The 18,879-nt window shown below is 51.3% G+C and carries 16 protein-coding genes, 1 pseudogene and 1 riboswitch; of the genes and pseudogenes, 8 read left to right on the forward strand and 9 right to left on the reverse strand.

All coding sequences use genetic code 11. The features are described from left to right. The first annotated feature begins 26 nt into the window (after window positions 1-26). From HW447_RS08285 to HW447_RS08295, 3 genes and pseudogenes are all read left to right on the forward strand, one after another. Window positions 27-830, forward strand: a complete 804-nt coding sequence (locus tag HW447_RS08285; RefSeq protein ID WP_176254851.1) for a TatD family hydrolase — start codon at window positions 27-29, stop codon at window positions 828-830. 39 nt (window positions 831-869) lie between these two features. Then, the gene (locus HW447_RS08290; RefSeq protein WP_176254852.1) at window positions 870-2,081 is read left to right on the forward strand and encodes an MFS transporter; all 1,212 of its coding nucleotides are present in this window, start codon (window positions 870-872) and stop codon (window positions 2,079-2,081) included. A 52-nt stretch (window positions 2,082-2,133) separates the two neighbouring features. Next, a riboswitch (Fluoride riboswitch) is annotated at window positions 2,134-2,211 on the forward strand. A gap of 101 nt (window positions 2,212-2,312) precedes the next feature. Beyond that, window positions 2,313-3,569: pseudogene (locus tag HW447_RS08295) on the forward strand (cation:proton antiporter). Here HW447_RS08295 and HW447_RS08300 read toward each other — a convergent pair. Next, window positions 3,547-4,605, reverse strand: a complete 1,059-nt coding sequence (locus HW447_RS08300; RefSeq protein WP_390471213.1) for a DUF3810 domain-containing protein — start codon at window positions 4,603-4,605, stop codon at window positions 3,547-3,549. The pseudogene HW447_RS08295 and the gene HW447_RS08300 overlap by 23 nt on opposite strands. A gap of 292 nt (window positions 4,606-4,897) precedes the next feature. Between HW447_RS08300 and HW447_RS08305 the strand changes: the two genes are divergently transcribed. Then, window positions 4,898-5,293, forward strand: a complete 396-nt coding sequence (locus tag HW447_RS08305; protein WP_176254854.1) for a DUF6483 family protein — start codon at window positions 4,898-4,900, stop codon at window positions 5,291-5,293. A gap of 3 nt (window positions 5,294-5,296) precedes the next feature. Then, window positions 5,297-7,279: a helicase-related protein gene (locus tag HW447_RS08310; protein WP_176254855.1), complete on the forward strand. Its 1,983-nt coding sequence runs from the start codon at window positions 5,297-5,299 to the stop codon at window positions 7,277-7,279. Window positions 7,280-7,298: 19 nt separating this feature from the next. On the opposite strand, the gene HW447_RS08315 is transcribed toward HW447_RS08310, so the two are convergent. The 8 genes from HW447_RS08315 to HW447_RS08350 form a co-directional block, all read right to left on the reverse strand. Next, the gene (locus HW447_RS08315) at window positions 7,299-8,612 is read right to left on the reverse strand and encodes an MATE family efflux transporter (RefSeq protein WP_176254856.1); all 1,314 of its coding nucleotides are present in this window, start codon (window positions 8,610-8,612) and stop codon (window positions 7,299-7,301) included. A gap of 99 nt (window positions 8,613-8,711) precedes the next feature. Next, window positions 8,712-8,942 carry a FeoA family protein gene (locus HW447_RS08320; RefSeq protein WP_176254857.1) on the reverse strand — a complete coding sequence of 77 codons (231 nt, stop codon included), beginning with the start codon at window positions 8,940-8,942 and terminating at the stop codon, window positions 8,712-8,714. Between the two features lie 62 nt (window positions 8,943-9,004). Then, complete coding sequence (locus HW447_RS08325; RefSeq protein WP_176254858.1) at window positions 9,005-9,799, reverse strand: DNA/RNA nuclease SfsA; 795 nt, start codon at window positions 9,797-9,799, stop codon at window positions 9,005-9,007. Window positions 9,800-9,920: 121 nt separating this feature from the next. Next, window positions 9,921-10,514: a cytidylate kinase-like family protein gene (locus HW447_RS08330; protein ID WP_176254859.1), complete on the reverse strand. Its 594-nt coding sequence runs from the start codon at window positions 10,512-10,514 to the stop codon at window positions 9,921-9,923. A 13-nt stretch (window positions 10,515-10,527) separates the two neighbouring features. Beyond that, the gene (locus HW447_RS08335) at window positions 10,528-11,190 is read right to left on the reverse strand and encodes an amino acid ABC transporter permease (protein WP_176254860.1); all 663 of its coding nucleotides are present in this window, start codon (window positions 11,188-11,190) and stop codon (window positions 10,528-10,530) included. Next, complete coding sequence (locus HW447_RS08340) at window positions 11,187-11,924, reverse strand: amino acid ABC transporter permease (protein WP_176254861.1); 738 nt, start codon at window positions 11,922-11,924, stop codon at window positions 11,187-11,189. Before HW447_RS08340 ends, HW447_RS08335 begins: the two co-directional genes overlap by 4 nt. Before the next feature lie 22 nt (window positions 11,925-11,946). Next, window positions 11,947-12,822, reverse strand: a complete 876-nt coding sequence (locus HW447_RS08345; RefSeq protein ID WP_176254862.1) for a transporter substrate-binding domain-containing protein — start codon at window positions 12,820-12,822, stop codon at window positions 11,947-11,949. 60 nt (window positions 12,823-12,882) lie between these two features. After that, the gene (locus HW447_RS08350; RefSeq protein WP_330589121.1) at window positions 12,883-13,614 is read right to left on the reverse strand and encodes an amino acid ABC transporter ATP-binding protein; all 732 of its coding nucleotides are present in this window, start codon (window positions 13,612-13,614) and stop codon (window positions 12,883-12,885) included. 262 nt (window positions 13,615-13,876) lie between these two features. On the opposite strand from HW447_RS08350, the gene thrC reads away from it, so the two are divergent. The 3 genes from thrC to HW447_RS08365 all read left to right on the forward strand — a co-directional run bounded on the left by thrC (window position 13,877) and on the right by HW447_RS08365 (window position 18,758). After that, on the forward strand, window positions 13,877-15,373 hold the full coding sequence (gene thrC / locus HW447_RS08355) for a threonine synthase (protein WP_176254863.1): 1,497 nt from the start codon (window positions 13,877-13,879) through the stop codon (window positions 15,371-15,373). A 113-nt stretch (window positions 15,374-15,486) separates the two neighbouring features. Further along, on the forward strand, window positions 15,487-16,356 hold the full coding sequence (gene fba, locus HW447_RS08360; RefSeq protein ID WP_176254864.1) for a class II fructose-1,6-bisphosphate aldolase: 870 nt from the start codon (window positions 15,487-15,489) through the stop codon (window positions 16,354-16,356). 287 nt (window positions 16,357-16,643) lie between these two features. Further along, complete coding sequence (locus HW447_RS08365; RefSeq protein ID WP_176254865.1) at window positions 16,644-18,758, forward strand: glutamine synthetase III family protein; 2,115 nt, start codon at window positions 16,644-16,646, stop codon at window positions 18,756-18,758. Window positions 18,759-18,879: the final 121 nt, after the last annotated feature.

Raw genomic sequence — 18,879 nt, forward strand, 5'->3', positions numbered from 1 at the left:
GTCCATTCAGGAGAGGAGATGGGAGAATGACAGCGGTACAGAGAGGGCATATTGTAGTAACCGACGCCCATGCTCATACAGGTACAAAAGAGGAGACGCGGGAACGGATTCGGGATGGGATCATGACCATGATATGCGCAGGGGAGCCAGAGGATGCAAAACGACTGGATGAGATTTTAAAATGGCCTGGAGCCATACAGGCGCTTATTCCTGCGGCGGGCCTTCATCCCTGGAACAGCGGGAAGGCCTCTGTGGAGGACATGATGCCGTTTATGGAAAAATATCCGGTGATCGGTGAGATCGGTATGGACACACTCTGGTGCGATGTGCCTGTGAAGGTTCAGAGGGAGGCATTTGAACGCCAGCTGGCCTTTGCCATGGAGCAGAAAAAGCCGGCGGTACTCCACACGAAGGCACAGGAAAAGGAAATCGCCCGGATTCTTAGAGACTATCCGAACCGCTATCTGGTGCACTGGTATTCCTGCAGCCGCTTTCTGGATGAATATCTGGAGCAGGACTGCTATGTGTCCATCGGGCCGGATGTAGTCTGGAACCCGGCTGTACAGGAGGCGGCCCGGAGAGTTCCAAAGAACCGGATCCTGGCGGAAACGGACGGTTTGGGGGCGGTGGAATGGGCACTTAAAGAGGGAGAGAAAATGGGAATAAAAAATACGCTGCCGTCTGCCGCCCCGGTGCGCCCGGTGGGAGCCTCCCTGGAACAGACGATAAAATGTTCAGCCGGTTTGCGGGGAATGGATCCGGCTGACCTGGCCATCAGGATTCGTGAAAATATGATCCGGTTCCTCTCGAATGGCATCGCCTCTTCCTGAATTACTGCCAATACACATCATATATCAGGGGAAATAAAGATGTTTCATTTATTATTAGCCATTATTTATCTTGCATTCATCAGTCTGGGGCTTCCTGATTCCCTGCTGGGCTCTGCGTGGCCCTCCATGTATCATGAGCTTTCTGTTCCCGTTTCTTATTCCGGCATCATTTTTATGATCATCGCCTGCGGTACGATTATTTCCAGTCTGCTGAGCGATCGGCTGACAAAAAAGTTTGGAACGGGAAGAGTAACCGCATTCAGCGTCCTGATGACAGCAGCCGCGCTTCTGGGATTTTCGGTAAGCGATTCATACCTTGAACTGTGCCTGTGGGCTATTCCCTATGGATTGGGGGCAGGCAGTGTGGATGCTTCTTTAAATAACTATGTTGCCCTGCACTATGCCAGCCGTCACATGAGCTGGCTGCATTGTATGTGGGGGATAGGGGCCACTTTAGGGCCTTATATTATGGGACAGATGCTGTCCGGCGGAGAAAGCTGGACCAGGGGATACCGGCTGATAGCCCTGCTTCAGGCTGCTCTTACGGCAGTGCTGTTTTTTAGTATCCCTCTGTGGAATCGGGGAGACAGAGGCAAGGACAGCCGGCAGGCTGTGTTAGACAGTGAGGAGGCAGAGGCCAATGTACAGCTTTCCATAGCGGAAATCCTTCATATCCCGGGTGCAAAGGAAATTATGACTGCATTTTTCTGCTACAGTGCGCTGGAGCAGACGGTAAGCCTGTGGGCCAGCAGCTATCTGGTTCTGCACCATGGTCTGCCTGCCGAGACAGCTGCAGGCTTTGCAGGACTGTTTTTTATCGGGATTACAGCAGGAAGATTTGCCAGCGGCTTTTTAACCATTAGATTCAATGATTCCCAGATGATTCGCATGGGAACTGTCCTGATTTTGGCGGGAGCGGCAGCGTTTCTTCTTCCTCTGGGAACTGGAACCGCACGTTTGGGACTGGTTTTAACAGGCCTTGGCTGTGCGCCAGTGTATCCATCTATTATCCACTCTACCCCGGCTAACTTTGGAGCAGAACGTTCGCAGGCCATGATCGGTGTCCAGATGGCCTCGGCCTATATAGGCACCTGTCTTATGCCCCCGCTTTTCGGGCTGATCGCCAACCACATAAGCCCGGCCTTATTTCCGCCGTATCTTCTTGCCATACTGGCTTTAATGGCATGGATGTATGAGAGGATGCTGTCACAGGTGCAGCGCTCCCGGTGCAAAGCAACGGACTGCAGATGAAAATGCCGAAAACTGCAATTTCCGGTTTACAATCCGATCTCCTGATAGTATAATGATTTCCGGGAATGAAGTTCTCCCTTGGGAATGATACCCCTAAACCGCTTACTAGGCTGATGACTTCTGTGATTACACCGTCGCAGAAGAACACCAGCTTTTTTTGTGCATTTTCTTCGGCCTCGGTGAACCTCAACCGATACGCACAAAATATTTACACTTAAAGGAGGAACATCCATGCTTACGTCCCTTTCATTTATTTTCCTTGCAGGCCTGGCTCTGGCGGCTGTCTGCAAACGGCTTAAACTGCCCCGCATCATTGGTATGCTCATAACCGGTATCCTGCTGGGGTCTTATGTACTGAACCTTCTGGATCCATCCATTTTATCCATTTCCGCAGACCTGCGGCAGATGGCTCTGATCATCATCCTTTTAAGGGCCGGCCTGTCTCTCGACCTGGCAGACCTTAAAAAAGTAGGCCGTCCCGCAGTCATGATGTCCTGTGTTCCGGCCAGCTTTGAAATACTGGGTTTTTTACTCCTTGCTCCCGTCATTCTTGGAATTACAAGGATGGATGCGGCGGTTATGGGCGCTGTTTTAGGCGCCGTCTCTCCAGCAGTAGTGATTCCGCGGATGGTGTAGCCTATGGATGAGGGATATGGTACGGATAAGAGCATCCCTCAGCTCATCATGGCCGGGGCCTCCTGCGACGACATTTTCGTTATTGTGCTGTTTTCCACATTTGTTGCCATGGCACAGGGAGGCACTGCCAATGGAATGGATTTTGTCAATATTCCAGTGTCCGTTCTTCTTGGAATAGCGTTGGGGGCAGCGGCGGGATATTGCATGAACCTCTTTTTTGAGGCGGCCTATGCCAGCGGGAATTATATAAGAAACAGCATGAAGGCTGTTATTGTGCTGGGCGTATCATTTCTCCTTATGGCTGTGGAGACCTGGCTGAATGGCATTGTTTCTTTATCCGGCCTTCTGGCAGTTGTCAGCATGGCCTGTGTGCTGAACCGAAAGAGCCCGGCAGTTTCCAAACGGCTTTCAGAAAAATTTGGAAAACTGTGGATTGCCGCTGAGGTGCTGCTGTTTGTACTGGTAGGCGCTGCGGTGGATATCCGCTATACTCTAAACGCCGGATTTCCGGCCGTGCTTATGATCCTGACGGCGCTGGTGTTCCGTTCCCTGGGTGTGTCTCTCTGCCTGGTGGGAACGGCCTTAAATCGAAAGGAGCGTCTGTTCTGCATCATTGCCTATCTTCCCAAGGCCACAGTTCAGGCTGCCATTGGCTCTGTTCCGCTGGCCCTGGGCCTGCCCTGCGGTCAGCTCGTTCTCTGTGTGGCTGTGCTTTCCATTCTCATAACAGCTCCTCTGGGCGCTGTGGGAATGGACCTGACCTTCCGTAAGCTGCTCAAAAAGGAAGAGCACAGCATGGCTGACAGACAGGAAGATTCAGCACCGCCATTTACCGGTAGTACGTCAGCATAAGATCCACCATCCGCCCATAGCTTTTGATCCCATCGGTCTGGCTGTGGGCTTTTAAATAGGTGTCGTTCATTTTGGCGGACGCCTCTGCCACTTTTCCTTTGAACCGATCCCAGAAGGCGTTATTTTCCCCCAGATCCTGCACTGCCTGGGGATCTAACTGTCCATACAGTCTGCGATACCCGTCAAAATCCGCCTGGGCCAGGGCATTTCCCGCGTATACCCAGCCAGTCAGATACCCACTGTAGCGAAAAGCCGTATCTTCCGACCCGATACAGGCCAGATAACCGATAAAATTGGCCTCATCCTCCCGCATATAGCCCTTTAGATGGGACAGCTCATGGCAAATGGTATGGGGAATATTGTAAAATGGTATTTCACGGTTATAGTTAGCCTCGATGGTAAAAGGCGAGTAGATTCCAGTCAGCTGCTGCACGGATAAGAGCCGGGAGTTGATCAAAGGCTTTGGAAACGGATACCAGCCTCCAAGCTGGGGAAATTCATTTCCAAGTCCGCTCATAGCTTCCCGCCCCAGCTGTCCCATGCTCTGAAAATAGGACAGACTGCGGTCAGGGTCTGTCTCCTGAGGGATATTTTCGTTGACTTTCTGAACTAGAAACTCACACAGTTCATAAAGCTCCCTCTGGGAACTGCCCTCGGCCAACTTCTCCGAAAAACCGGCCTCCACCGAAAAGGGCGTCCTGTAATAATTGATTCCGCAGTTGATGGTGTAGATAAAAAACAGCAGTGAGGACAGGAAAAATGCCTTTTTTAAGAGGAAAAGGGGCTGCCGAAAGGAATGGATCAGCTGATACACACAGGCGGCTGATAAAAGATAGAGCCCTGCTTCTGACAGAGAAAAAGGAAATAGTCCACAGGCCCGTCCTACTGTATTTTTTAAGAAGGAATAAACCGTGACAGAATACTGCTGGGCAAAGCCGGATACATTTCTGGCGCACCAGGTAAGGAGAAGAGAGACGGCAAGCAAAAGCACGGCTGCGGCTTCCTCTTTTGTGAAACTTTTTATTAGGGACAGTATTTTTCGTCTTATGTAATTCGATTTCATAGGCAGTACCATTTCTCTGAATATTATAAGTGCCATCCACAAGGGAAAAACTGTGCGAAACGGCAGTTTCCTACATTATAATATCAGAAAAAAACACCGTCAAGGGCTGGATAAAACAGCGCGCATCCAGCCGGGCAGGTTTGTTTCTCTATCTTGACGCGGCCTGTCATTTCCACTATACTTAGCAGAGAATGCCGCTGTCAGAAACGAAAACCGTCGGTTTTTGCGTCTTGGGCGGCAATTAACAATCAGGAGTGAGACTGCTATGGGATATCAGGATGATTATGTAATGCGGACCATTACCGATCTTGTGCGCACGATCGCAGGTGTGGCTCTCGGAAAGAATGAAATTGACTATGAACTGCCTTCACTGGATGACGCCTATACGCCGGCGGACCGTATCTACCGCCATTTAAAGGAGATGGTAGATGCCGGAGACATCAATGGGGCGGAAAATGAGCTGTATGAGGCGCTGGATGTCACGGACAGAAACTATCTGGAAATGGCGCTGGCCTTCTATATGTATTTAAACCAGCTGGATGATAATACCCTCTATACCGCCAACTATTCCAGAGAGGAGATCGTGGACGGGATCAACAGTGTCAGCGCCCAGTTCGGCATCAGCGGTTTTGAGCACTTTGTAGACACCACAATGGTGTAGAGGATGGACAGCAGAAAAGAATGTGCCGGTTATCTGGCAGACTGTTATAAAGAAATATTCTTCGGCCCGGTCAACAAGCGCTACCGCTCTATGACCGGGGCCGAGATGCGCAAGCGTCTGGCCCGCCTGACGGAAAAAGGACTGGCGGAGGTGGAAAAGGCAAATGAGCTGAATGACATACACGCCATGTTTGCCAAGGTCTGTGCCTGTCTGATGAAAAGGGAAGGCCATTTAAAACCCGGCCCCCAGCTTGGGGAGTGGGAGGAAAACTGCCGCAATATGCACCGATTCTGTGCACTGCTGGCAAAAAAGGATCTGGAATACCTGCCGGAGCTTTCTTTGGAGGAGCTGGAGCGTGTTTTGAAGATGCAGGGGATCCGCAGATATCTTCTTACAAATTCCCTGGAACGGGCATATCAGCTGTTCTATATTCCAAAGACCATCAAAAAAGGCATCCGAGAGTCGGTAAAACGGCGTCCGGAGGACGAATACCCCGAAGCCAGGGCCATGAAACGCCGGTTCATTCTCCATATCGGACCTACAAACAGCGGAAAGACCCATGATGCTCTGGAACGGCTGAAACAGGCGGAGCATGGGGCATATTTCGGTCCCCTGCGTCTTCTGGCTCTGGAGGTGTATGACCGCTTAAACAGTGAAAACGTGCCCTGCTCCATGATTACCGGCGAGGAGACCCTGGAGATCCCCGGCGCAGTCTGTCAGGCCTGTACAGTAGAAATGCTCAATGACCACGAATATTTTGATGTGGCCGTAGTGGATGAGTGCCAGATGGCATCCGATCCCTATCGGGGCCACAACTGGACCAGGGCTGTATTGGGGCTTCGGGCGGAGGAGATCCATCTGTGTATGGCTCCGGAGGCAGAGGATATCGTGATTCAGATGATCCGCCGCTGCAAAGACAGCTTTCAGGTTGTGCGCCATAAGCGCAATACCCGGCTGACCCTGGAGAAAAAGCCCTATTCCTTAAAACGGGATCTGAAAAAGGGAGATGCGCTGATCGTATTTTCAAAGAAATCCGTTCTGGCGCTGGCGGCCCATCTGGAAAATCAGGGCGTCCGCTGCAGCGTTATCTATGGAAGCCTGCCGCCGGCCACCCGAAGGGAACAGGTGCGACGGTTCCTGGAACGGGAAACTGAGGTGGTGGTCAGCACCGATGCCATCGGTATGGGCTTAAATCTTCCTATCCGTCGGATCGTATTTGTAGAGACACGGAAATTTGACGGCACTTCCAGACGCAGCCTTCTGCCGGAGGAGATTCGTCAGATTGCAGGCCGGGCAGGACGCTTCGGTCTGTATGAGGAGGGCTTTGTGACCGCCATCGATGATATAGAAACTATTGAAGACGGCTTATCCGCCCGTCCCCTTCCGATTATGAAGGCATATGTGGGCTTCCCGGAGCAGCTTTTAAGCCTGCCTGCGGATATTGATACCCTTGTAAAGATCTGGGCCGGGATGGAGGCCCCTGCGATCTATGAGAAGATGGAGGTGGACGAGCTTTTATCTCTGTATATGAGTTTTGAGCATATTCACAGGGAGCATATGGAAGAATTTTCCAAACAGGAGATCTATAAGCTGATCACCTGCTCGGTAGATATTGATAACAAGCTGGTGATGGAGCTTTGGAGAGATTACTGCCGGGAGTACCGGGGGGCGGAGGAACTGGAATTTCCCTACCATCCGGGGCCGGATCTTTATGATATGGAGAGCTATTATAAAATGCTGGATCTCTATTTCCAGTTTTCAAGAAAGGTGGGTCTGCCGGTGAAGGAGGAGGAGCTTTCTCTTGAACGGCGCCATACTGAGGAGGAAATCAGCCGCATCCTGCGGACAGAGTGCGCCAGCTACACACGAAAATGCTCCATCTGCAGCAGAGAGCTTTCCTGGGATTATCCGTTTTCCATCTGTGAGCGCTGCTTTGAACAGGGACGCTCCGCCCGGCCGGGAGGCAGGAGGGGAAGGAGAGGGTAAAACGCCCCCTCCCAATATACTATTTCACCATCTTTCTCATCTTCGCGATCAGAGGAATCACCATCAGTACCCATACGACAGGTTCGGCCACGATAATGCCCCAATACTGGAAGATATCTGCCAGAAAGAAGGCTGCAATGATCTTTCCGACCAGTTCGATCATACTGGAGCACACGGGCGTCACATGGTCGCCCATGCCCTGGAGACCATTTCTGAGGATTGAGATGGCGGCGGGAGCGAAGTAGAACAGGGTGTTGAATCTCAGATACAGGGCCGCGGTAGAGCGGATCACAGGATTATCCGAGCCGGTGACCATTCCCGCCAGAGCAGGAGATGCGGTGAAACTGAGAAGAATCATCCCAACAGCCCAGATCCATGTCAGGATCAGCGCCTGGCGTATGCCCCCGCGGATCCTGTCCATGCGTCCGGCTCCTGTATTCTGACCGCAGTAATTGGCCATGGTGACGCCCATGACGCTGAAGGGGAGCATGAAAAATTCTGTGATCTTCCGGGCGGCTGTATGGGCCACAATGATATCCTGGCCAAAGGTATTGATGGCACACTGGAGCGACAGCGTGCCGAAAAAGACCAGCGACATCATAGCGGCCATGGAAAGGCCGGAGGCATAAAGGGCCTTTGCCTGTTTGGCGGATATTTTAAAATCCCGGAGGGTAAAGCGGAATACCTCATATTTACGGAACATATAAATCAGGCTTAAAAAGGCCGCCAGCCCCTGGGAAAATACAGTCGCCCAGGCCGCTCCCGCCACGCCCCAGCCAAAGATCAGGATAAAGGCCAGATCCAGCCCAACATTGAGTACCGCTGCAAAAATAAGAAAAAGCAGAGGGGCAGCCGTATCGCCTATTGCCCTCAGAACAGAGGCGCAGGCATTATAAAGCATGGTAGCAATCAGGCCCATAAGGACGACGCGGATGTAGCTGTCCGCCTGATCCATGAGCTCCTGGGGGACATTTAACAGATGAAGGATTGTTTTCAGACTTCCCATACAGGCAAACGTCAGCACAAGGGCGGTTATGGTTCCTAAGAGCAGGCTCCCCGCGGCATAGCCCTTGACGCCCTTTTGATTGCCTGCTCCAAATTCCCTGGCAATCAGAAGGGAAAAACCGCTTGTCAGGCCGGAGAGAAAACCGATGAACAGAGTGCTGACAGAGGCAGTAGCTCCCACTGCCGCAAGAGCTGTTTCTCCCAGAGTGCTTCCCACGACCCGCGTATCTGCAAGACTGTAACACAGCTGAAACATATTTCCAAGAGCTACCGGAACTGCAAACTGGATCATGACCCGCGCCGGAGTACCTTTTGTAAGGTCTTTCATATTGGATTCCCTTTCGTATTTTAGTCATCCTCCACATTGTACCTGATTTATTCCCGAACCGCAACCGGATATGGCAGCTGCGCGGTTGTGGGCGCCTCCCTATATCCTGCGCACTAAAATTTCCCGTGTCGTCCGCTGGCGAAGCCCAACCACCTTTTTATGTATCCGGTAGGCCGAGAGCCCGGCCATGCGGCTTTTGAAAATACAGGTCACGGGTTCGCCGAAGCGAAACCCCTGCTGTCCCAGACGGCGTTCCATGGACGGTTCACAGATAAGCCACACCACGGTTGCTGTTTCTCCGGCGTTCAGATCGCATAATGGAAATACCATTCCTGTCCCATCCTGTTTCTTCTATAATAAACATCTTATGCGCCAGTGGAACAGAATGTGCGTTAAAGATCGGCGGACAGTCGGACGGCTACCTTCTTTTGAAGGACTAAAGAGTTAATTTCTGTCCGACAGTCATAGGCCAGAATGTGCACCCCGGCGTCTGCACCCGCCCGCAGAGCGTCTCCGAAGGCCGGGTGGGTCTTATCATTGGGGCGAAATTCAGTAACCCCGTTCATCTGCACCACGAAAAGCACAAAGGCTTCAAAGCCCTCCCTAATCGCCCTGGAAAGCCCCTGAATATGCTTTATGCCCCGTTGGGTGGGAGCGTCTGGAAACATTACGATTCCATTTTCTTCTAAAGTTACCCCTTTTACCTCCATAAACGCGGGACGTTCCTGTCCTGTCTGCTCATTTTGCAGGGTAAAGGCAAGATCAAAACGGGAATCCCCGTGGGTGACTTCCCGACGAAGGTTTCCGGGCTGGAAAAAACCGTCCTGCCTATCCCAGGGCTGCAGCTCCCAAAGCGCGCCCATTAGTCTGCAGTCGGCGGGCTTGCTGTCTGTCATGCAGAGCTGCTCCATCCACTCCCAGGCTGCTTTATTCGGAGCTTGAGAATCCATATTGATCAGCAGGTCTCCCTTATATACCGCTATCAGGTCAAATTCCGTTTTTCTCCCGGCAGCTCTGGCTCCCGGATGGTACTCCAGCACTACTCTGCATCCGGGGATCAGAAGCTCCCGGCACCGTCCCGTATTCTTCACATGGCAGACCATCCTCTGCCCATTCACTTCCACATAAGCAATAAAACGATTGGGCCGTTCCAGAAAACGGCCCAATACAGTGTGTTCATATTTCATCCTTAAAACATCCTTTCATTCCCTGTAACCTGCATTTTTATCTGTGCCGGGCATATCAGCCATTGACATTGTACCAGGGAACGGCCGGACAGTGCCTTTAAGGCCACGGCGGTTCAGGCTGTCAGAAGAATCGTTTCCTTACAACCTCTGCCAGCACCTCGGCGGTCTCATCCACCCCCAGTAGGGAAGAGTCAAGCAGCAGGTGCTTGTGGGACGTATCCGACGGCAGATATCCGGCATATTTCCTGTGGTAGGCATTTCGGGCCTTATCCACGCCTGCGATCATCCGTCTGGCCTCTTCCTGTGTCATTCCCAGCTGCTTCACGCAGTTTTCGAGCCGCGCTTCATAGGGAGCATAGATAAATACGTTCATTACATTTTTCTCATTCTTCAGCAGAAAATCCGAGCACCGCCCAACGATGATACAGCTGGATTTTTTCGCCAGCTCCCGAATAATGTCCTTTTGCACATCAAAGATCATATCCTGAATATACTCCTCATCGGTTCCCAGCGGAAACATATGGGAGAAAAAGCCGTGGTGGGACCGCTCCTCTGCGCTGCTGATCTGTGACAGCGGAAGATTCAGCTGCTGCGCTACCTGATCTACAATGTCCCTGTCATAATACTCGATTCCCAGCTTTCCTGCAAGCCTTTGCGCCACGGCACGGCCCAGACTGCCAAATTCCCTGGCAATAGTGATCGTATATCGTTCCATCTCATACCCCTCCTTAAGCCGTTACAATGGTTTTCTGATAACCTCTTACCGCACAGCTCAGTGCAAAACAGATTACAAAATAGCATAGGGCTTCAAAACCCAGTAAAAGCAGCATCCCGCGCCAGTCATATATGGTTCCCATAACAACCGTACAGTTTCGCATAAACTCCGCCACATCTACCATTTTTAAGAAAGAAGTATCCTTAATGATCGTAATGACCTGACTTAACAGCGCCGGAATCACCTTTTTATAGGTCTGGGGCAGCACAATATACCACAGCGTCTGAAAAAAGTTAAATCCCTGCGAACGGGCCGCTTCAAACTGTCCTGCGGGAATGGAGTTTAATCCGCCTCGCAGGATCTCTGCCATAACAGCAGAGGTAAACAGGGTGATGGCAAAGACGCTGACTGCTACTTTATTTCCTTTTACTGTAAAATAGATCCACAAGATCCACAGCAGGTTCGGCGTGCATCTAAAAAATTCCGTATAAGCCGCAACCAGAGTTTTCGCCCATCGGAAGTTTCCTTCGGCATAGGTTCTCACCAGCGCCAGGATCGTCCCAAAGAACAGGCTGAACAGGGTAGCCAGGATGGCGATCACAATCGTCATCCCAAGGCCCTTAAACATAAATCCCACATTTGCAGGTGTAAAAATCTGATGAAATAATGTCATCATGTGCTTTCCTCCTCAAAGACCATCCGCTTCGGCGCAGGCAGACGCATGGAGCGGATCTCCAGATAGCGGGCCAGCCTTGCAAGAGGGAAGCAGATGATAAAATACAGGACGGCGCTTGTTAAATACGCCTGGGCAAAATATCCCCGGTCCGCGCCCCAGGAATCTGTAAAATACATCAGATCCATACCGGCCACCATAGCCAGAATGGAGGTGTTTTTTACCAGATTCAGCGCCTGATTGGCCAGGGGAGGCATGATAATCCGAACGGTCTGAGGGAGAATGATGTAATACATGGTCTCCAGATAGGAAAATCCCTGGGAAGCCGCAGCCTCAGACTGTCCCTTTGGAATTGCCTCAATACCGGTCCGGATGACCTCGGAAATATAGGCTCCATGGTAAATGCCCACGCCAATCACGCCAAGAACAAACTTGGGGATACGGATGCCGGAGCCGGAGGCTGTGCTTGACAGGATGATGGGAAGCACAGAGTAGTAGAACAGCACCTGCAGGGCAAGGGGCGTATTCTGAATAAATTCCACATAGATTCTGGAAATGATTCTGGCTGGCTTAAAGCGCATGGAAGAAAGAGAGCCGAAGATCACGCCCAGGATTAAGGCCAGCAAAAGGCCCGAAACGGCAATCTTAAGGGTCATGATAAATCCCGGAATATAGTAGTCCGGCAGCGCCTTCCACAGCGCAGCCCATCGTTTTCCTTCAAAAAGACCTTTAATCATAGCAGTATTCCTCTTTTAGTGTTTACTTAAGCCCCCACTGTGTTTCAAGGGCGTCCATGGTGCCGTCAGAGAGCATGGCGTTTACCTTTTTATCAACCAGTTCAGCCAGTCCAGTGTTTTTCTTTGCGGAGGCTACGCCATATTCCTGCTCGGCGAACCGGTCGTCCAGCAGGTGGTTGGAATCATTGATGTAGCCTGCCAGGATAGCGCCATCCACAGAGAAGCAGTCGATCTGTTTGGTAGCCAGCGCCTGCGCCAGGGCGGGATAGCTGTCAAACTCCTGAAATTCCGGTTTTACATTCAGTCCTTTTTCATCTACATAGTCCTTAAAGCCTTCCTTGGTAGTAGAGGACTGAGCCACGCCGATGATCTTGCCGTTAAGATCTTCAATGGTGCTGATGCCGGAATCATTGTTTACCAGAAGACCTACCGCATCCGTGTAATAGGGGGTGGAGAAGTTATAGGTTTCTTTTCTGTCATCGGTAATCGTAAAGGTAGCGATCACCAGGTCGATTTCGCCGTTTTCCAGCAGAGGTCCTCTTGTCTTTGCGGTGACACCCTGGAATTCCACCAGCTTTTTCTCCTTTGCTTCATCGGCGGTGCAGCCAAAGATCTCTCCGGCGATATTGTAAGCCAGATCGTCCTCAAAACCCTCATACTCGCCGGTGGCTGTATTTTGAAGGCTGAACTTGGGAACATCGGACTTGCAGCCGACCTTTAAAACGCCGCGATCCCGGATCTTTTTTACGTCCGCCGCTGTGCCGTCAGAGGAAGCAGAGGATGAACCTCCGTCTGCTGCCGTGGTTGCCTGGGCGTTTCCTGAGGAACCGGAGCAGCCGGTTAAAGCGGCTGCTGTCATCATCGCTGCCAGTGTCGCACATAAGATTCTCTTCTTCATGGTTGTTTCCTCCTGTATATAGACATTTTTTATAGGAACCGATTCTGAGCAAAACCTTCTTTAATGAAGGATCTTGCTTAAAAATGCTTTGGTTCGCTCATGCTCCGGCGCAGTAAAGAAATGATCCGGCGTCCCTTCTTCCACAATATATCCGCCATCCATAAAGATCACCCGGTCGGCCACCTGTCTTGCAAAGCCCATCTCGTGGGTTACGCAGATCATGGTGATATTTTCATGGGCCAGCTCGACCATAACGTTTAGCACCTCCTGAACCATTTCAGGATCCAGAGCCGAGGTGGGCTCGTCAAACAGGATCAGGGGCTGGCTGGTGCACAGCGCCCTGGCAATGGCAACGCGCTGCTGCTGTCCGCCGGAGAGCTGAACCGGATAGTTTCCCGCCTTTTCCTTAAGTCCTACGCGTTCCAGGCACTTAAGGGCTTTTGAGCGCGCTTCGTCTTTTGGCACACGCTGGAGCTTTACAGGCGCCAGGGTCAGGTTTTCCAGCACCGTCAGATGGGGATAGAGGTTAAACTGCTGAAACACCATGGAGGAATATTTTTTAGCCATCTCCAGATGATTCTTCCTGGTCACGGTCGTTCCCGCAATGGATACTGTACCGGACGTGGGTTCCTCCAGATGGTTAATGCACCGGATAAAGGTGGATTTGCCGGAGCCGGAGGGGCCGATGATAACCAGCTTTTCCCCTTCCTTTACTGTCAGGTTGATATCCTTTAAAACTTCCAGATCACCAAAATGCTTTTTCAGATGTTCGACTTTTACCATATCAGCCATATTCGTTCCGCCTTTCCTGGGATTTTTTGGAAAACATTCAGATTAAAAAAACAAAAACGGCGCAAAAAGAACAAAGTGTCTTTAAGCGCCGTCGCTTTCTTTTCTTAAGTTGTATTTCCGTTAGTTGTTTTGCATTATAGGCATAAAACCTTAAAAAGTCAAGTGTAAATTTTTCCCGGTTTCCAGTTGCGCCACCATTTAAAATATGCTAAACTTTCTGCAAACAAGGCAAAAACCCTCACACAAAGAAAGGAAATGTATCATGGCATTATCTTACCAGAGTACCAGAGGCGGACAGACCGGGGTGACGGCATCCCAGGCAGTCCTTCAGGGCCTGGCTGCCGACGGCGGCCTGTTTATGCCCACGGAGATCCCGGCGTTAGACGTATCTTTAGAGAAGCTGGCCGGGATGACCTATCAGGAGACAGCATATGAGGTAATGAAGCTTTTCCTTACGGACTATACAGAAGAAGAATTAAAGTCCTGCATCGCAAAAGCCTATGACAGCAAGTTTGACACCGAAGAGATCGCCCCCCTTGCAAAGGCGGACGGAGCCTATTATCTGGAGCTTTACCATGGAAGCACCATTGCGTTTAAGGATATGGCCCTGTCGATCCTGCCCCATCTGATGACAACAGCGGCTAAGAAGAACCGCGAGGACAGAGAAATCGTGATTCTTACCGCTACCTCCGGCGACACCGGAAAAGCTGCAATGGCGGGCTTTGCCGATGTTTTAGGCACCCGTATCATCGTATTTTATCCCAAGGGCGGCGTAAGCCCGGTGCAGGAACGCCAGATGCGCACCCAGAAGGGGGACAACACCTTTGTCGTTGCCATCCACGGCAACTTTGACGATGCCCAGACCGGAGTTAAGAAGCTTTTTAACAACAAAGAGTTTGCCAGGGAGCTTTCTGATAAGGGTTTCCTGCTTTCTTCCGCCAACTCCATCAATATCGGCCGTCTGGTGCCGCAGATCGTGTATTATGTATATGCATATGCCAGACTTCTGGCAAATGAGGAGATACAGGGGGGAGAGGAGATCAACATAGTGGTTCCCACCGGTAATTTCGGCAACATCCTTGCCGCCTACTTTGCCAAGAAAATGGGACTTCCCATCCGTACTCTGATCTGCGCCTCCAATGACAACAAGGTGCTGTATGACTTTTTCACCACAGGTACCTATGACCGCAGAAGAGAGTTTATCCTGACGAATTCTCCGTCCATGGATATTCTGATCTCCAGCAATCTGGAACGTCTGATCTATCTGAGTGCGGGCTGCGATGCGGCTGCCAACACGGATTTAATGAGGGAACTGGCGGAAGAGGGGCGCTACACAGTAACCGGTTCCATGCGGGACTTTATGTCGGATTTCAGGGGCGGTTTTGCCACACAAAAGGAGAATGCCAAAGCCATCCGAACCATTTTCCAGGACACAGGATACCTGATTGACACCCATACGGGCGTAGCCGCTGCTGTATATGACCAGTATAAAAATGACACAGGAGACATGACAAAGACCGTCATTGCCTCCACCGCCAGTCCCTTTAAATTCGCCCGCAGCGTGATGGAAGCGGTAAAGGGCAGGGACGCAGTGGAAGGAAAGGACGAGTTTGCCGTTGCAGACGCCCTTGCAGAGGAAGCGGGAATCGCCCTTCCAGAGGCAGTGGAAGAGATCCGCACCGCATCGATCCGCCACAGCAGAGAGTGCGCTGTGGATGAAATGGAAAAAACGGTGAAGAATATCCTGAGGATTTTATAAAAACTCTTCCCTTTTCCTCATGGATGGGTTATAATGGGAAGAGTGTTAAAAACGTAACAAAGTGTGCCGCCGGAAGTATGCGGCGGCACGCCAAAGTATAAGGAGGACAAACAATGTTAGTATCAGCAAGAGAAATGCTTGAAAAAGCAAGAGACGGCAAGTACGCAGTAGGACAGTTCAACATCAACAACCTGGAGTGGACAAAGTCCATCCTTCTGACGGCTCAGGAGCTGCAGTCTCCTGTGATTCTCGGCGTATCCGAGGGAGCAGGCAAGTATATGACCGGTTTTAAGACTGTAGCCGCTATGGTAGAGGCGATGATTGACGAGTTAAACATCACCGTTCCTGTAGCTCTGCATCTGGATCACGGCTCCTATGAGGGCTGCTATAAGTGCATCAAGGCAGGCTTCTCATCCATCATGTTCGACGGCTCTCATTATCCCATTGCCGAGAACATTGAAAAGACAAAGGAGTTAGTAAAGATCGCTCATGCGATGGGACTGTCCTTAGAGGCTGAGGTAGGCTCCATCGGCGGTGAGGAAGACGGCGTAGTAGGCATGGGCGAGTGTGCAGATCCTGCAGAGTGCAAGGCCATTGCAGATCTTGGAATTGATTTCCTGGCAGCAGGCATCGGAAATATTCACGGCAAATATCCTGAGAACTGGCAGGGACTGAACTTTGACGTATTAGCAAATGTAAAGGAAGCTGTAGGCGGTATGCCTTTGGTTCTTCACGGCGGTACCGGTATCCCTGAGGATATGATCAAGAAAGCGATCAGCCTGGGCGTTGCCAAGATCAATGTAAATACAGAGTGTCAGCTGTCCTTTGCAGAGGCTACAAGAAAGTACATCGAGGACGGCAAGGATCTGCAGGGCAAGGGCTTTGACCCAAGAAAGCTGTTAGCTCCCGGCGCAGACGCAATCCGCGCAACTGTAAAGGAAAAGATGGAGCTGTTCGGATCCGTTGGCAAGGCAAATGCGTAAGCATTAGTCCTGCGAATAACTCTATTAACGCAGCTTAACAAAGCTTATTAGAATAAACAAATTCATATTTTGGAAAAAGCGCTTGCATTTTCCGGGGAAATGGTTTATTTTATAGAAAAGAACGAAGGCGTTCTCTTTTTGCAAAAGGAGAGAACGCCTTTTTCTGTACAGAGCCGCCTGTGGGCGGAACGGGAGGCCGGCCGGGAAGACAACCCCCGTCAGGTCTGCGTAAACAGGATGTAATTGGGGAAATGTGAAAAGAACCCAAAAGAGAGGATGGAGTATCTATGAGCGAAGTAATAAGTGTTTCAGAGATGTTTGGCAAGGACGTATTCAATGACGCTGTGATGAGAGACCGCCTGCCAAAGAGTGTGTACAAAAAACTGAAAAAGACCATTGAGGATGGTGCGGAGCTGGATCCCAGCATTGCGGATGTAGTAGCCCACGCCATGAAGGACTGGGCCATTGAGCACGGCGCCACCCATTTTACCCACTGGTTCCAGCCTCTCACCGGCGTGACTGCGGAGAAGCATGATTCTTTCATCTCTGCCCCGGTAGACGGCAAGGTCATTATGGAATTTTCCGGCAAAGAGCTGATCAAGGGCGAGCCGGACGCCTCCTCCTTCCCCTCCGGCGGACTGCGCGCCACCTTTGAGGCCAGAGGCTATACCGTCTGGGACTGTACCTCTCCGGCCTTCTTAAAAGAGGATGCCATCGGCGTGACGCTCTGCATCCCAACCTCCTTCTGCTCCTATAAGGGAGAGGCCCTGGACAAGAAAACGCCTCTGCTGCGTTCCATGCAGGCAGTGAATGAGCAGGCCTTAAGGATCCTGCGCCTCTTTGGAAACACCACCGCAAAGCGTGTGAATCCGTCCGTAGGCCCGGAGCAGGAATACTTCCTGGTTGACCGTCAGAAGTATCTGCAGAGAAAAGACCTGATCTATACCGGACGCACCTTATTCGGCGCTATGCCGCCAAAGGGCCAGGAGATGGACGATCACTATTTCGGCATCATCCGGGAGCGTGTGGGTGCATATATGAATGATGTAAACAAAGAGCTTTGGAAGCTGGGCGTGCCTGCAAAAACGCAGCACAACGAGGTGGCTCCCGCGCAGCATGAGCTGGCTCCTATCTATGAGGGAGTAAACCAGGCTGTAGACCACAACCAGATCATCATGGAGACCTTAAAGAAAGTGGCCGGACGCCACGGAATGGCCTGCCTGCTCCATGAGAAACCGTTTGCAGGCGTAAACGGTTCCGGCAAGCACAATAACTGGTCGCTTACCGCAGACGACGGCACCAACCTGATGAATCCCGGCGATACGCCTCATGAGAACATTCAGTTCCTTCTGGTATTAGCCTGCATCATCAAGGCGGTAGACCGTCATGCGGATCTTTTAAGAGAGTCCGCTTCCGACGTGGGGAATGATCACAGACTGGGTGCAAACGAGGCTCCGCCAGCCATCATCTCCATCTTCCTTGGGGAGCAGCTGGAGGATGTTATCGACCAGCTCTGCGATACCGGCGAAGCTACCCACTCCAAGAAGGGCGGCACCCTGCGCACCGGAGTGAACATTCTTCCTGACCTGGATAAGGACGCTACGGACCGCAACCGTACCTCACCCTTTGCCTTTACAGGAAATAAATTTGAGTTCCGCATGGTAGGCTCTTCTGATTCCGTGGCGTCTGCCAACACTGTATTAAATACCATTGTGGCAGAAGCGTTCAAAGAGGCTGCGGATATCCTGGAGAAGGCGGACGACTTTGATCTGGCTGTCCATGATATGATAAAGGAGCTTCTGGCCGCACACAGGAGAGTCATTTTCAATGGAAACGGCTACTCCGACGAGTGGGTTCAGGAAGCTGAAAAGAGAGGGCTTCCCAATATCCGCTCCATGGTAGACGCCATTCCCGCCCTTGTGACAGATAAGGCGGTAAAACTCTTTGAGGAATTTGGCGTGTTTACCAGGGCTGAGCTGGAGTCCCGCGCCGAGGTTGAGTATGAGAGCTACGCAAAGAGCATTAACATCGAGGCAAAAACCATGGTGGATATGGCCGGAAAGCAGATCATTCCGGCTGTGATCCGCTACACTGCCCAGCTTGCAGGCTCCATTTCCGCAGTCAGAAATGCCTGCCCGGAGGCGGATGTCAGCACTCAGACAGAGCTTCTCTTAGAGTCCTCGGATCTCTTAACAGAGACAAAGACGGCTTTGGCTGCTCTTGAGGATGTAAACAACAGGTGCGCCGCAATGGAGAGCGGAAGAGATCAGGCAGTGGCTTGCCACAGTGAGGTAGTTCCTGCCATGGAGGCCTTAAGAGCCCCGGTAGACCGGCTGGAGATGCTGGTAGACAAGGAACTCTGGCCCATGCCAAGCTACGGCGATCTGATTTTCGAGGTATAATTACATATTCATTCATAAACAGAAACCAGCCGGAATGCCTGCTTAAAAGGCTCCGGCTGGTTTTTCCAGCGCAAAATCACAATCCAGAATCTTTTTTCCTGTTCCGATCTGATGTATAATG

It is taken from the genome of Enterocloster alcoholdehydrogenati, from assembly GCF_013282095.1.
Lineage (GTDB): Bacteria > Bacillota > Clostridia > Lachnospirales > Lachnospiraceae > Enterocloster > Enterocloster alcoholdehydrogenati.